The sequence below is a fragment of the Acinetobacter junii genome (assembly GCF_018336855.1).
GTDB lineage: Bacteria > Pseudomonadota > Gammaproteobacteria > Pseudomonadales > Moraxellaceae > Acinetobacter > Acinetobacter junii.
Map to the genome: position 1 here is coordinate 532943 of NZ_CP059558.1, position 15360 is coordinate 548302.

General features: G+C 38.0%; 14 protein-coding genes. 11 read left to right on the forward strand and 3 right to left on the reverse strand.

Features of this window, described 5'->3' with window-relative positions:
• Positions 1-62: 62 nt before the first annotated feature.
• Both ilvC and H2677_RS02590 read left to right on the forward strand, forming a co-directional pair.
• Positions 63-1079: a ketol-acid reductoisomerase gene (gene ilvC, locus H2677_RS02585; protein WP_004906565.1), complete on the forward strand. Its 1017-nt coding sequence runs from the start codon at positions 63-65 to the stop codon at positions 1077-1079.
• Between the two features lie 678 nt (positions 1080-1757).
• The gene (locus H2677_RS02590; protein WP_004955588.1) at positions 1758-3821 is read left to right on the forward strand and encodes a putative bifunctional diguanylate cyclase/phosphodiesterase; all 2064 of its coding nucleotides are present in this window, start codon (positions 1758-1760) and stop codon (positions 3819-3821) included.
• A 74-nt stretch (positions 3822-3895) separates the two neighbouring features.
• Here the strand turns inward: H2677_RS02590 and H2677_RS02595 are convergent, their stop codons facing one another.
• Positions 3896-5044, reverse strand: a complete 1149-nt coding sequence (locus H2677_RS02595; RefSeq protein ID WP_212639069.1) for an alpha/beta fold hydrolase — start codon at positions 5042-5044, stop codon at positions 3896-3898.
• Positions 5045-5305: 261 nt separating this feature from the next.
• Here H2677_RS02595 and arsC point away from each other — a divergent pair, with 261 nt between their 5' ends.
• The 5 genes from arsC to arsH are packed head-to-tail and all read left to right on the forward strand — an operon-like array spanning position 5306 to position 8327.
• Positions 5306-5740: an arsenate reductase (glutaredoxin) gene (gene arsC, locus H2677_RS02600; RefSeq protein WP_148101497.1), complete on the forward strand. Its 435-nt coding sequence runs from the start codon at positions 5306-5308 to the stop codon at positions 5738-5740.
• Positions 5741-5767: 27 nt separating this feature from the next.
• Positions 5768-6088: a metalloregulator ArsR/SmtB family transcription factor gene (locus H2677_RS02605; RefSeq protein WP_099948095.1), complete on the forward strand. Its 321-nt coding sequence runs from the start codon at positions 5768-5770 to the stop codon at positions 6086-6088.
• A gap of 7 nt (positions 6089-6095) precedes the next feature.
• Entirely contained in the window at positions 6096-6569 is a 474-nt protein-coding gene (locus tag H2677_RS02610) for an arsenate reductase ArsC (RefSeq protein WP_212639070.1), read from the forward strand.
• A 7-nt stretch (positions 6570-6576) separates the two neighbouring features.
• Positions 6577-7617 (forward strand): ACR3 family arsenite efflux transporter, encoded by a 1041-nt coding sequence (arsB, locus tag H2677_RS02615; RefSeq protein WP_004906576.1) that lies wholly within the window; start codon positions 6577-6579, stop codon positions 7615-7617.
• Between the two features lie 5 nt (positions 7618-7622).
• Entirely contained in the window at positions 7623-8327 is a 705-nt protein-coding gene (gene arsH / locus H2677_RS02620; protein ID WP_212639071.1) for an arsenical resistance protein ArsH, read from the forward strand.
• 104 nt (positions 8328-8431) lie between these two features.
• Here arsH and H2677_RS02625 read toward each other — a convergent pair whose 3' ends face one another.
• Together H2677_RS02625 and H2677_RS02630 are read right to left on the reverse strand one after the other, a co-directional pair.
• Positions 8432-9961, reverse strand: a complete 1530-nt coding sequence (locus H2677_RS02625) for a hypothetical protein (RefSeq protein WP_407929290.1) — start codon at positions 9959-9961, stop codon at positions 8432-8434.
• Positions 9962-10152: 191 nt separating this feature from the next.
• Positions 10153-10539 carry a carboxymuconolactone decarboxylase family protein gene (locus H2677_RS02630; protein WP_004960891.1) on the reverse strand — a complete coding sequence of 129 codons (387 nt, stop codon included), beginning with the start codon at positions 10537-10539 and terminating at the stop codon, positions 10153-10155.
• A gap of 346 nt (positions 10540-10885) precedes the next feature.
• On the opposite strand from H2677_RS02630, the gene H2677_RS02635 reads away from it, so the two are divergent.
• The 4 genes from H2677_RS02635 (at position 10886) to H2677_RS02650 (ending at position 15269) form a co-directional block, all read left to right on the forward strand.
• Complete coding sequence (locus H2677_RS02635; protein ID WP_004906585.1) at positions 10886-12478, forward strand: peptide chain release factor 3; 1593 nt, start codon at positions 10886-10888, stop codon at positions 12476-12478.
• A 119-nt stretch (positions 12479-12597) separates the two neighbouring features.
• Positions 12598-13425: a hypothetical protein gene (locus H2677_RS02640; protein WP_212639073.1), complete on the forward strand. Its 828-nt coding sequence runs from the start codon at positions 12598-12600 to the stop codon at positions 13423-13425.
• A 120-nt stretch (positions 13426-13545) separates the two neighbouring features.
• Positions 13546-14454 (forward strand): RsiV family protein, encoded by a 909-nt coding sequence (locus H2677_RS02645; protein WP_212639074.1) that lies wholly within the window; start codon positions 13546-13548, stop codon positions 14452-14454.
• On the forward strand, positions 14454-15269 hold the full coding sequence (locus tag H2677_RS02650; RefSeq protein WP_212639075.1) for a TatD family hydrolase: 816 nt from the start codon (positions 14454-14456) through the stop codon (positions 15267-15269). Before H2677_RS02645 ends, H2677_RS02650 begins: the two co-directional genes overlap by 1 nt.
• The last annotated feature ends 91 nt before the right edge of the window (positions 15270-15360 follow it).

Here is a 15360-nt window from a genome sequence, read left to right on the forward strand (position 1 = left end):
GTTTCAAAGGATCTATCCTTGTATAACAAGGGAAATGACAAAAATTTTAGCGGAGAAAACAGATGCAAATTTTTTACGATAAAGACTGTGACTTATCAATCATCCAAGGCAAGAAAGTTGCAATTATTGGTTATGGTTCACAAGGTCATGCTCACGCACTTAACTTGAAAGACTCTGGCGTAGACGTAACTGTTGGTTTACGTGCTGGTTCAGCATCTTGGAAAAAAGCTGAAAATTCAGGTCTTAAAGTTTCTGAAGTGCCAGCAGCTGTTGCTCAAGCTGACTTAGTTATGATCTTGACTCCAGATGAGTTCCAAGCTCAACTTTATCGTGATGTAATTGAACCAAACATCAAAGAAGGTGCAACTTTAGCATTTGCTCATGGTTTCTCTGTTCTTTATAACCAAGTTGTTCCACGTAAAGATTTAGACGTAATCATGGTTGCTCCAAAAGCACCTGGTCACACTGTACGTTCAGAATTCCAACGTGGTTCGGGTGTTCCTGATCTTATCGCGATTCACCAAGATGCTTCTGGTAATGCTCGTAACGTTGCACTTTCTTATGCTTCAGGCGTAGGTGGTGGTCGTACAGGTATCATCGAAACTTCATTCCGTGAAGAAACTGAAACTGATTTATTCGGTGAGCAAGCAGTTCTTTGTGGTGGTGCTGTTGAATTGGTTAAAATGGGCTTCGAAACTTTAGTTGAAGCTGGTTATGCACCAGAAATGGCTTACTTCGAATGCTTGCATGAGCTTAAATTGATCGTTGATTTGATGTTCGAAGGCGGTATCGCTGACATGAACTATTCAGTATCTAACAATGCTGAATACGGTGAATACGTAACTGGTGTTGAAGTAATCAACGAACAGTCACGTGAAGCAATGCGTAATGCATTGAAACGTATCCAATCTGGTGAATATGCGAAAATGTTCATCCAAGAAGGTGCGTTGAACTACCCATCTATGACTGCTCGTCGTCGTCAAAATGCAGCACATGGTATTGAAGTAACGGGTGCTAAATTACGTGCGATGATGCCTTGGATTCAAGCGAACAAAATCGTTGATAAAGAGAAAAACTAATTTTTTTAGTTTAATCTTTGAAGAGCCCTTGTTTATACAAGGGCTTTTTTATTGCATCACTTAAAGTGCTGTATCTTGTGATGATAGCCTAATTTTGCAGTTTAGGTCGTTGAGTTAATTCTCGCGGCTCGTATGGAAGTAAGAATTTTTAAGATGTTACTGAGAGTATAAAAAATAAATTACCTGATAAGGAGTGTAGTCACTTATTTGCTTTCGGTATAAAAAACTTCATATTCTTAGTCTTTTTTAATAACAGAGTTATAACAAACAGCATGATAAAAAGGCATACTATATATATGTTTAAAGCATTTATTAAAGGTGAGTGTGTCTTTTATAATTGTTGATTGTTTTTAAAATTGAAATGTACGACGGTTCAGCTTTTAGTATCTCATAATCAAAAAAATTAACATCAAAGTGCTTAGTTCAATTGAATCTGCAATGTGGTTTGAAAATTGCAGTAAAAAAACAAGAATTTTCATTGGTTTGAAATGAATATATGTTTTTATTCTATTGATTTATAAAGTGAAAAAGACTTGACCTTGTGCTAGATGATGTTATTGTTAAGGAAAGTTTATGAATGCGAAATTTATATCTTTTTTGAGTGTGAAGGATCGTTCGGATTTTGAGCAATTTGCTCAGAAAATAAAAAAAAGTACTGAATAATCATGGAAGTCCTTTATGGTACACGTTGATTACGATAGCACATTGGTCATCGTTTCCATTCTGGTTGCAATAGCAACTTGCTATGCAGCAGTTTCGATGGAAGAACTTGTTTTCAAACCTGCTTATAAAAAATTTGAAAAAAGTATTTTGATTGCAAGTGGTCTAATCTTAGGATTAGCGATATGGGCAATGCATTTTGTGGGAATGCTGGCTAGCCATTTGCCAGAAGGCTATCACTTTGATCTTAGTTTGACTGCATTGTCTTATTTAGTTGGTGCAGTGGCTTCTATATTTGCTGTGTGGTTAACAACTCGACCTACATTACCTTTACCGCGATTGGTTTTAGGTGCTGTGTTTATGGGCTTAGGCATTTCAGGAATGCACTACACGGGAATGCTTGCACTCTCATTTACCGATCATCAACTACACTATGATCCACTTTTGGTCATTAGTTCGATCTTGATTGCAATTTTGGGTTCTGCATTAAGTTTTTGGTTTATTTTTAAATATAAGACAGCGACTACCCATCGTACAGTTTTGAAACTGACTATCGCTTTATTGATGGCATTTAGTATTGTGGGAATGCATTATACTGGAATGGCTGCGACATTATTTGATGAACGGGTAGCGATGATCTTAAGTGCTGCTCAAACTGACCAAAGTGTGCTGTTATTTACGATTATTTTTATTACGAGTTTAGTCTTTGTTGCTGGTTTCGCCGTTGCAGTTTTAGAAGCGAGACTAGAGGAGCGCAACCAACAATTAACAAAAATCAATCGCGAGTTAGCCAACCAATCTTCACATGATTCCTTAACTAAACTGCCAAATCGCTTATCTTTAACAGATTATGCTGAAGTAATTTTTAGTCATCATCGTTTAAAAGAACAAAAAGCTGCATTTTTATATATTGATTTAGATCGCTTTAAGTCTGTTAATGATGCTTTTGGACACCATATTGGTGATCAGTTATTAATCCAAATGGCTAATCGATTACATCAGAAACTCGGCCAAAATCAAAAGCTGTTTAGAATTGGTGGTGATGAGTTTGTTTTAATCTCAGAGCATACTGATGCAAATGAGGCGATAGAGTTAGCAGAGAAAGTTCTACATGCCATTCAAGAAAGTTATTCAATTGCAAATAAAGAGATAAATATTTCAGCCAGTTTGGGCATTGCGATTTATCCTGAGCACGGTACGAATGTTCAAGATCTTTTGATCAATGCAGATGTCGCGATGTTGGCATCTAAAGATCAAGGACGTAATACCTTTACTATTTTCCATTCTGCGAGTGATCAACAAGATGTTCGCAGTCAATCCAAATTAATTAATGATCTTTATAAAGCTGTTGATGAACAACAGTTTATCTTATTTTATCAACCGAAATTTACGGTCAATTATGAAATCTGTGGAGTAGAGGCTCTGATTCGTTGGAAGCATCCAACTTTAGGATTGTTAACTCCGCAAATGTTTATAGAGGGAGCTGAGAAGACTGGTTTGATCATTCCAATGGGGTATTGGGCACTTGAGCAAGCTTGCCAGCAGATTCAAAAATGGGAACAGAGTAATAGTCCTTTTTATCCGATCGCAGTCAATCTTTCGGCTTTGCAATTTGAAAATAAAAAACTGTTTTGTGTATTAGAAAAGCTCTTAGATAAATATCAAATTCAACCTGAACATCTCATTTTAGAAATCACAGAGTCAACTGCGATGCATCATATCGAATCGAGTATTCGTACATTAGAGCGGTTGAGAAAGTTAGGGATTCGAATTGCAATTGATGATTTTGGTACAGGTTATTCGAGTTTTCTTTATTTAAAAGATTTACCAATCGATGAGCTTAAAATTGACCGCGGTTTTTTAATTGATTTACAGCCTAATTCGAAAGAAGAAGCGATCTTAGAAAGTATTATTCACTTGGCTGCGAAATTAGAATTGGTTGTGACTGCGGAAGGGGTTGAAACGCAGGAGCAAGCGGATATTTTGACACATCTTGGATGCAATCAATTGCAGGGATATCTGTTAGGTCGTCCTGTAAATGTTGAGAATCTAGTATTAAACCGAACTCATAACTTTGCTTAAACGACTGCGTTAAGCAGATTTGATGAGTTGTCAAACATTGAGCATAGACTCAATATTTGACAATCTTATTTGCTTTATTCAGAGCGTGGAATGAGCCAGTTAGTAATCACAGGCCAAACATGTAGAGGTGCTTGGCTACCTGAAACCAACCCCATATGCCCTCCTGAAACAATCTCGAATTGCTTATCTTGACTGCTGATTAAATCCATTAATGGTTTGACCGCTTCAGCTGTGACGATAATATCAGTATCACCGCCAATCGCTAAAACAGAACAATCGATATCTTTAAAATAAGCGGTTTGATCGCCAAATTGAACCACACCAGTCGAAAGTTCGTTATCGATCCAAAAGCGCAAAATGATATCGCGCATTACCCCCCCAGGATAGGCGAGCATATTGTCAACAAACGAACTTGAAGTTGCGTGATTAATGACAAACTGTCGATCGTTCAAATTTTTCAGTAATTGCCAATAATTTTTAAAATTACCCACAGGATCTGTGAGCTTAAATCCGAGCGTATTTTGCCAACCGTGAATATGAAAATAGCGGCTAGGAATTTGACGGATTCGGAAATTGGTATTGGTTCGCACCCATTGCGCTGGTGTGTTTAACTTTTGATAGAGCTTACCAATATAACCTGATTGATGGGTATTAATCGGTGATGCCAAAATCATTAAATTCTTAATATTTTTATCTTTGAATAATGACGTGTAGCAAAGTGAGATCGCTCCACCTAGGCTCCAGCCATATAATGATAGTTGCTGTTGCCCGCTATGTTCACGAATTTTGTTGATAAAGTCGGGCATAAAGATTTTGATATAGGTGCCGAAATTGTATTTGGCTTGTCTACGGCTTGGTGTGCCCCAGTCAATCATATACACATCAAAACCTTGGCTTTGAAAATAACGAATTAAACTACGATCAGGAAACAAATCGAACACTAGGGTATTGGCTGCTAATGGGGGGATAATGACGAGAGGTACACGGTGTTTATTTTCACCTGTTTCTACATCTGCCTTGTAAAACCGTAAACTAATAATTTCACGTTCATAAACGACTTCAAAAGGTGTCTTTCCTGACAATGCCAGTTGATGTCCTCTCAAGAAACGATCCGCCGCATTTGAAAAAACTTGTGCAGCTTGTTTACCCGCACGCGTTTTTAAGATGGATTGGGTTGTTTTAGAGTTAACAAAGGTATCTTTAACTTTAGGCAATTGAGTCATCGTGCAAGAACTCTACGGTTGCAACTGTGTAGCGGCATATTAGAAGAAAAAAAGCATTTGCTCACTGACTCATCTGCTTAACTTATTTTTGAAAATGATCAATTTCGAATATTGCATGGTCGTAAATTGCTCAAAAATACTTATTTAGGCAGTTGGGGCGTATACGTAAGTGAGCTTATCAATCTTAATATATGGTATTGCGTATATATGAATATTCATATATAAAGTCACTATCATTAATTCAAAATGTTTTTACTCATTATGTCTACTCAACAACAAATTACGATTTATCACAACCCTGCATGTGGGACATCTCGAAATACACTCGGATTAATTCGCAATACGGGTATTGAACCTATCGTGATTGAATATTTACTGAACCCTCCTTCAAAATCTGAACTTATTCAATTGATTAGTGATGCTGGTTTGTCTGTAAGGGCTGCGATCCGTACGAATGTTGATCCTTATAGTGAACTTGATTTGGATCGTGAGACTTGGACAGATCATGAATTAATCGAATTTATGCTTGAACATCCTATTTTAATTAATCGTCCTTTTGTTGTGACGAGTCAGGGTACTCGTTTATGCAGACCATCGGAGTTGGTACTGGATATTTTACCTGTTGCACAACAAGGTGCTTTTTCCAAAGAGGATGGTGAACAGGTGATTGATGAAAATGGTCAGCGTGTTAATTAAATAATAATTCAGTATTTGAGGTTGGAAATGGATCGAGTGAATTTCTTTAAGTGTTTGTCTGATGAAACACGTCTCAGTATTGTCATTTTGGTGGCGGAAAATAAAGAACTATGTGTTTGTGATTTGACTGAAAAATTAAACTTGAGCCAACCAAAAATTTCGAGACATTTAGCCTTATTAAGGTCATCTGGCTTACTACAAGATCGAAGACAAAGTCAGTGGGTGTATTACAGCATCAATCCAGAACTGCCGATATGGTGCCATGATATTTTGGCTCTTTTAGTCAACGGTTCATCATCAACTAGTCAGGATTTATCGACTTTATCTCTAAAAAGTTATTGTGAGTAATTTGAATATGAAATTTCTATTTTTATGTACTGGAAATAGTTGCCGTAGCATTTTGTCAGAGGTGTTATTTAATCATCGTGCACCAGCAGGTTGGAAAGCATATAGTGCAGGAAGTAAGCCATCTGGCCAAGTTCATCCTTTGACGATCGAGACTTTAGAAAGCTTAAATCTATCAACTGAGGGTTTGTGGAGCAAAACGATTGATGACTGTGAACAATATCAACCTGATGTGGTAATTACCGTATGTGATTCTGCAGCACAAGAAGCTTGTCCTCTATATTTAGGCGGAGCGATCAAAGCACATTGGGGTTTAGCAGATCCATCGCATTTAGACTTGCCGAAAGAAGATAAATTAAAAGCATTCCAAGTGACTGTTGATCATATCAATCGCCGTTTAGATGCTTTATTTGCAATGGATACTGAGAGTATGACTCGTCCAGAGTTAATTGCTGCGATCAATAAAATTTCTGAGATTGAATGAGAACATCATGGCTCAACAAAGGTTATCTTTTCTAGATCGTAATCTTACGCTTTGGATTTTTATTGCCATGGCACTAGGAATAGCCATCGGTGTATTTATCCCTCAGGCTTCAGTAACGCTCGATAAAATGAGTGTCGACTCGGTCAATATTCCTATCGCGATTGGTTTGATTTTGATGATGTATCCACCTTTGGCAAAAGTGGATTATGCTGCTTTACCAGAAGTGTTCAAAGATAAAAAAACTTTAACTTTATCTTTGGTGCAAAACTGGTTGATTGCTCCAGTATTAATGTTTGTACTCGCAATTGTGTTTTTACATAATTATCCTGAATACATGACTGGACTGATTTTGATCGGTTTGGCACGTTGTATTGCAATGGTTTTAGTTTGGAATGGTTTAGCCTGTGGTGATAACCAATATGTAGCAGCACTTGTTGCATTTAATAGTATCTTCCAAATTCTATTCTTCAGTACTTATGCGTGGTTATTTCTAACTTTCTTGCCACCGTATTTTGGCATTGCAGGACAAGTCATTAATGTTGACTTCTGGACCATTACGCATGCGGTATTGGTTTATCTTGGGATTCCATTTTTTCTTGGTTTTATGACACGATTGATTCTCGTCCGAGCTAAAGGCTTAGATTGGTATCAAACTGTTTTTTTACCAAAAATTAGTCCTTTGAGTCTGCTTGCTTTACTTTTCACAATTGTCGCGATGTTTAGTTTGAAAGGTAGTGATGTTGTGAGCTTACCTTTGGATGTAATCCGTATTGCAATCCCTCTGACGATTTACTTTGTGGTGATGTTCTTCATTAGCTTCTTTATGAGCAAATGGATGGGCAATGACTATCCTAAAACGACTGCAATTTCGTTTACTGCAGCAGGCAACAATTTTGAATTGGCGTTAGCTGTTGCTATTGCAACATTTGGTTTAGCTTCGCCAGTGGCGTTCACTACGGTGATTGGTCCTTTGGTTGAAGTTCCTGTATTGATTGCTTTAGTTAGTGTGTCCTTGTGGTTAAGAAAAAAGTATTTTAAATCGGTGTAATGGTGATGAGTCTTCCAAATGTTGATATGAGTCTGCTTGATCAGCCTACTTTAGAGAAAGTACAGGCAAAAGCGTTAGACCATGCTCCAAGAATTTTATTGTTGTATGGTTCTAATCGTGAGCGTTCTTACAGTCGCTTAGCTGTGATGGAAGCAGGGAGAATCTTAGAGCAATTTGGTGCTGAGGTTAAAATTTTTCATCCTAAAGGATTGCCTCTGCCAGAAGATGCAGATACTGAACATCCGAAAGTGAAAGAGCTACATGAATTATTGGCTTGGGCTGAAGGTATGGTTTGGTGTTCACCTGAACGCCACGGTTCGATGAGTTCAATCTTTAAGTCACAAATTGATTGGATTCCTCTCGCGGGTGGTGCGATTCGTGCAACGCAAGGTAAAACACTTGCTCTGATGCAGGTCAGTGGTGGATCACAGTCATTTAACAGTGTGAATCAAATGCGCATACTTGGTCGTTGGATGCGGATGATTACCATACCGAACCAATCTTCTATTCCAAAAGCATTTTTAGAGTTTGAAGAAGATGGGCGTATGAAACCTTCTGCATATTACGATCGAATTGTTGATGTGATGGAAGAGCTTTATAAATTTACACTTCTTACACAAGGACAAAGCAAGTATTTGACAGATCGTTATTCTGAACGCAAAGAATCAGCTGAAGAATTGTCTAAACGTGTGAACCAGAGAAGTTTGTAAAATCAACTTTACTCGATGTTTGTGATGTGATGAATATTTAAAAAGAACCGCTCATTTTAATTGAGCGGTTCTTTTTTTTTAAATTTAATGCATTCGTTTATGAGTTAAAACTTTTCTCTCACCCAACCGTAAGCTGCTGCAAATGGTAATGCTGTTCTAGCAAGATATGGAACATGCCATAAACCACCGTGATTAGCATTTTCCATGATGAGATCAAGTGGATGATCCAATACTTTTTTAGGATTGGTTGCACTTTCTGGATTGTTTAAATCATGAACCCATAAGGCGGCCATAATTGCATTGGTGGTTTCAGGGCTAAAAGTCTCAACTTTAAATAAATCAGCACCAGAAAAAGCAGCTTTGAGGATAGGATTCTTTACGACAGAGTGAGTTGTAGTGGATGGAGCAATATTAATCACCGTTTTCTGACCACGAGCTCGTGTAGTAATTGCAAACCATTGCTGTAATCGTTTGGCCAAGGCATAGTTTGGCCCTTGTTCAATCACCATACAATCTGAAATACCATATTGCTGACCATTATCACATTCAATCAACTGATTGAAATTCGGCTTAAAAAAGTTAGACAACGAAATTTTGTGAATAGACTTAGTCAGAATTTTTTCGGCTACAGGACGCTGTTTTATACGAGATTGAATGGAATTCACTACTGTTTTGGGAATCGCATAAATATCTGTAGGTGTCAGCATAAACATAATACTGCTATCAGGCTTATGTTGGCTCACTTGCTCCATGATACTAATCATTGCTATGGAAACACGTACATGTTTTTCGCCATCTAAATAGGCGATCCCAGCTAAATCTAAGCTTTGTTCAAAGCTATTTAACCAATTTGCAATTTCTGGAGTTTGAGTAAGTAAATTCGCCCCGAGTTGTTGTGTTCCATTTGCGTTCGTGTGTTGTGGAGCGATAAGCGTTGCATTACCTTGTTCTATGACTTTTGTAATTTTTTCCCAAATTTTGGGTTGAGGTAAATCAATAGCAACAATATTGGCGCGCCATTTTGCTAACCAACTTAATGGTCCAGCTTCAGAACCTGCACCAAACAACACCATGGTGCGATTAGATAAATCAAACCATTCAGGATGTTGATTGAGTAAGCGTAGAGCTTTGGCATGCGTTGGCTCAATGACCTTTTGCTGCTCCCAAAGATCGATTTGTTGTAGTAAAGCGTCACCTTGTAATTTCTGACCTTGATAAGGGATAAACCACGGTTTTATCGTCGCATCGCCTTTACCTTTCAAGATGAACTGCTCAAAGGGTTGATCCTTAATCTTGATCATTGCATCAGATAAAGTATGACTTTGTTCTGCTCGATTGAAAGTGAATAACTCTTTGGCTTTGTCTAATCCTTTTTGAGCGATGGGAAGGGGATTATTGACAGATTCAATACCCGTTTTAACTAATTCATGGAAATAAATTGGATAATTTTTTCTCCAGTTCTTCTCATTATTTAGTTGTAAAACATAAGGGGAATTTACACTTTGTAGTGCGGCTTTTAGAATTTGTTTTGCTGTGTGAGTGGTGCTCGGAGTTTTTTTTCCTGATTGAATTGGAAATTGTATACCATCATGATGGGGTTCTATTTTCTTGCTCAATGTTGTACTCCATTTCATCTAAAATATTCGGCATCATTTCGAACATGTTAATAAGTTCAGACCCTAAAGGTGATGGCAAAAAGTTTATTAATGAAATTGGAGGCGTATTTGATTGATATTGGACGTAATTTAGTGGGATTTAGGATATAAAAATGCCGAATCTGGGTTATTCGGCATTCTTGTGAGAGCGAGATTAAACGATATGAATCTTAAGTGTTAGATTGATATTCGTTGATCACTTCAAGCGCAGCACGAAATGCCTCTTGCGTCGCTGGAGCGCCACAGTATGGAAGGCTATGCAATAAGACTTCTTGTATCTCTTCAACACTCGCCCCATTGTTTAAAGCACCACGAATATGACCTTTTAGCTCAGTTGGGCTTTTGAGTGCAGTTAAAAATGCAATGGTGACCAATGAGCGATATTTACGTGGCAATACACCTTCACGTTGCCAAGTTGATCCCCAAGCATGTTCATTAATCCAATCTTGGAGTGGTTGAGTAAAAGGAACAGTGTTGTCTTGAGCACGTTTGACAAAGCTTTCACCCATAACTTCAGTGCGAACTTTTAGTCCATTTTCATAATCTTGTTGTGACATGTTTTGACTCGTATAGAGATAAGAAATTATTGCAGTTATCCATAAATATGCACGTATAGTAACCAGTTTTATATCAATCTTAAAATAGCCCATTTTGAATTGAGTTGCTCTCACTCAATGTTTAAGGGAATTAATATTGAACTTGATTCGTTAACTGAAATACAGTTGATAAACCTTTATGTCTAAAAAACAATCGAACTTGTGGATAAAACAAGACCTATCAACAATCAATAAACAAGTCTTCTAAATCTGCTACAATTGCGCCAATTTTGAATTCTCACTTTTTCAGTTAAGGTACATATTAAGCAATGTGTACATAACTGTGTACATATTGAAGATTTTTCTCATGAGTTTTAAAGATGAATTAGCGGCACAAGTTGCCCAACGACGCACATTTGCGATCATTTCCCACCCCGATGCGGGTAAGACCACCATGACTGAGAAACTGTTGTTATGGGGTAAAGCCATTCAGGTTGCGGGTATGGTAAAAAGCCGTAAGTCAGACCGTTCAGCGACATCTGACTGGATGGAAATGGAAAAAGAACGTGGAATCTCGATTACCACGTCTGTGATGCAGTTCCCTTATAAAAACCATACGATTAACTTACTGGATACACCAGGGCACGAAGACTTCTCAGAAGATACATATCGTACTTTGACCGCAGTTGACTCAGCACTCATGGTGATCGATGGTGCAAAAGGTGTCGAAGAACGAACCATTAAATTGATGGAAGTGTGTCGTATGCGCGATACACCGATCATTTCATTTGTGAACAAAATGGACCGCGAAATCCGCGAGCCGTTAGAGTTACTGGATGAAATTGAAAATGTCCTCAATATTCGTTGTGTACCGATTACATGGCCTTTAGGTATGGGACGTGACTTTGCTGGAGTTTACAATTTGCTTGAAAACAAATTGTATGTCTATAAAGCTGGTTTCGGTTCAACTATTACGGACATTGAAGTACGTGATGGTTATGATCATGCAGACATTCGTGAGAAAGTTGGTGAGTTGGCGTGGGCTTCTTTCGAGGAATCGCTCGAATTGGTTCAAATGGCAAATGAGCCACTGGATCGTGAATTATTCTTACAAGGTAAACAAACGCCAGTACTTTTTGGTACAGCATTAGGTAACTTTGCTGTTGATCATGTGCTTGATGCATTTATCAATTGGGCACCAGAACCTAAAGCGCATCCAACTCAAGAGCGAACTGTAGATGCCAACGAAGAGGGATTTACAGGCTTTGTATTTAAAATCCAAGCCAATATGGATCCGAAACACCGTGACCGTATTGCCTTTATGCGTATTTGTTCAGGTAAATATGAAAAAGGTTTAAAAATGAATCATGTGCGTATAGGTAAAGATGTACGTATTAGTGATGCATTAACTTTTCTTGCAGGCGAGCGTGAGCATCTTGAAGAAGCTTGGCCTGGTGATATTATCGGTTTGCATAACCACGGTACCATCCAGATCGGTGATACCTTTACCAGCGGTGAAAAACTTCATTTCACGGGTATTCCACACTTTGCACCAGAAATGTTCCGCCGTGTTCGTTTACGTGATCCTTTAAAATCTAAGCAATTGCAGAAAGGTTTGAAAGAGTTGTCTGAAGAAGGGGCGACTCAGGTGTTCATGCCACAAATCAGTAACGATCTGATTGTTGGTGCAGTTGGGGTACTACAGTTTGATGTGGTCGCATACCGATTGAAAGAAGAATATAAAGTTGACTGTATTTATGAGCCTGTAAGTGTTCATACCGTGCGTTGGATTCATTGTGATGATGAAAAGATTCTCAATGAATTTAAGAAAAAAGCGCATGATCAATTATCAGTAGATGGTGGTGGTCATTTAACTTATCTTGCACCAAGCCGTGTTAATTTACAGTTAATGCAAGAGCGTTGGCCTGATATCCAGTTCCGTAACACACGTGAACACTAAAAGCCTTTCTAAGTCCCTCTTTCGATAAGAGGGACTTTGTCACAAGTCTTATAGATTTGAGTTTGTGATACTTCTCTCTTTAAAAAGGGAGGAATTAAAAAAATAAAGGGATGAACGATATGAATATTTTAAAACCATTTCTTGGCGCTAGTTTGATTGTTAGTGTGATGGCTTTAACGGCATGTGATCACCCCAAAAAGAATGAAGCTGAATCAGCAGACAAGACTGAACAACAAACTACAAATTTAGAAAAAGCAGAAGTTTTACCTTATTTAAATATGAAGGAAGCAAAGGCTGAGTATGCATTGCCTTTCTGTGAAAAGAAGAATTGTATTGATCTCGATATTCAAACGATAAAAACGCAAGATGAATGGCTAAATACATGGATTGCAAAAAATCAAGCCAACGTCATCCAGCAACAAATTGAACAAAATCAGAATTTGACATTGCAGCAGGCGATTAATGCCTATGTTAAAAAGTCAGATGAGTGGCAGGAAAAATATTCTAAAAATAAAGCCTATGAATTGCGCATGAATACGCGTATTGCTTCGCAACGTAATCAATATGTACTGCTACAGATTGGGGTGGATACTAAACAGGAAGATATTGCGGTCAAAGATCGTTATTACTTTTTTGTCGCTGACCGTAAGTTGCAGAAGAATTTAACCGTCCTCGATGTGATTCAAAAAAATCAGCAGAATGCGATGAATGAAATCGTTCAAACTCATTATCAAAAATGGATTGAAAAGCAGTCTGATGAAGTTAAAAAACAAATCCCTAAAAAATTATACTGGGGTCAATCAGATTGGTTCTTTGATGGCGAGGGGATTGGTTTGCATTACCGAGCGAATCAAATCAGTAAAGATGCGCCACAGCTTGATATTTATTTAACGACAGAACAAAGTAAACAGATGTTACAGCCTGAAATATATCAGCAAATGTTTTAGCAGTTGTTAAATACTCAGCACTGATTTTCGTATAGAAATTGCATGTACTTATGGCGAATTTGGCATAAGTTCGATAGCATTTAAATTCTCTTGTGTCATAACAATGCTTGTAGGTTTTAGATGAAAAAAGTTTTTCAATATAGCATTCTTGCATGTGCTGTTTTACTTGCAGCATGTCAACCAAAATCAGAACCTAAAGAGCCAGAAGATAAGCCACAAGATCCAGTTGTGAATCAGACCTCAGAGCCTGTTCTACGTGGTGAAACGGTAAAACTAGCGGTGACTTTGCCTGAATGTAACGGCAACACATGTCCAGATTTTACGGTTGAACGCCTGCAAAGTAATTTTCCATTTATAGACCAATTACTTGATCAAGAAATTTTAGATCAACTCAGCAAAATGTTAGAAATCGTTGATGCAGATCAGGCTTCATCTACAGCGCAAGGCAGTGAGCAAACCAATCATTTAGATGTTCAAGCTCAGCAATATGCAAATGCTTTTATTAAAATCGATGAAGAATTGAAAGCATTAAGTAGTAGCCATCAAATTAGTTTGATGATTAAACCTAAGATTTTGCAGTCCAAAGGCACATTGGCAACTGTAGTTTTGAACAGTAGTAGTTACTTGGGTGGTGCACATGGTTCTACTGCTCAACGTTACTATAATTTTGATTTGAAAAACCAAAAACAAGTTCAGCTCAATGATTTGCTTCTACCTAAGCAAAAAGCAAAACTTGATAAGCTTGCACATGATGCGTTTAAAACATGGGTGATTGATTCAAAACTTGCCAATACAGCTGATGAATATGAACAGGCATGGCCATTCCAAGTAACAGACAATTACTTTTTGGGTGAGCAGGGTTTGATCTTGCAATATGGAGAATATGAAATTGGTCCTTATGTGGTCGGGCTGCCACGTTTGGTGATTCCTTTTGATCAATTACAGGGTGTATTGAAACCTGAGTATTTGCCAAAAGTTGAGACGCCAGCGGCTTCTACTGTCGTCGCAACGGACAAAAGTACGTCTTAATGCAACTTTTCGATACTCATACCCATTTTGATGTTGCCGATTTTGATCATGATCGGCAACAACTGGCTATTCAGGCAAAGCAGGTTGGGGTCGAAGCTTTAGTACTAATTGGTTTTATTGAATCTCGGTTTGATGAACTTATTCAAACTCACCAACAATTAAAAGCGTGGGAAAATGTCCCGCAATCCTATTTAGCTCCAGGCTTACATCCATTTTATATTGAACAGCATCAGTCATCCCATCTACATCGACTCGAACAGGTCCTACAACAATATGACTGTGTTGCAGTCGGGGAAATTGGTTTAGATACTTTTTTAAAAGAACATAAACAACCTGAATTGTTTGCCAAGCAACAAGACTATTTTAATGCTCAACTTGAGTTGGCAACTCACTATCAAAAACCAGTGTTATTGCATATCCGCAAAGCCCACGCGGAAAGCCTAGCTATTTTAAAAGCACAAAAATTCAAATTAGGTGGTATAGCCCATGCTTTTAGTGGTGGCGTTGAGGAAGCCAAAGCGCTGATCAAACTCGGTTTTAAAATTGGTATAACTGGGCAAATTACTAATCCGAATGCAAAAAAATTACATCAAGTTGTGCAGGCGATAGGTGCCGAACATTTGGTGATTGAAACCGATTGTCCAGATATGACACCGCTATGCTGTCAAACCTCGACAGAACAGCGTACTCGAAACACACCTGTGAATTTGCCTTATGTGTTAGAGAGTTTGGCACAAACGCTTGGACTATCGAAAGAAACACTGGCACAACAATTGTGGAAAAACTCTTTGGTCGCTCTACATCTGGATTTTTAGAAGAATAAGAAAGCATTCCCAATAATAAGATAACTAAAAGGGAACATAAGCATTTTAAAACAAGGGTACATTAAATAGACAACTTGATAAT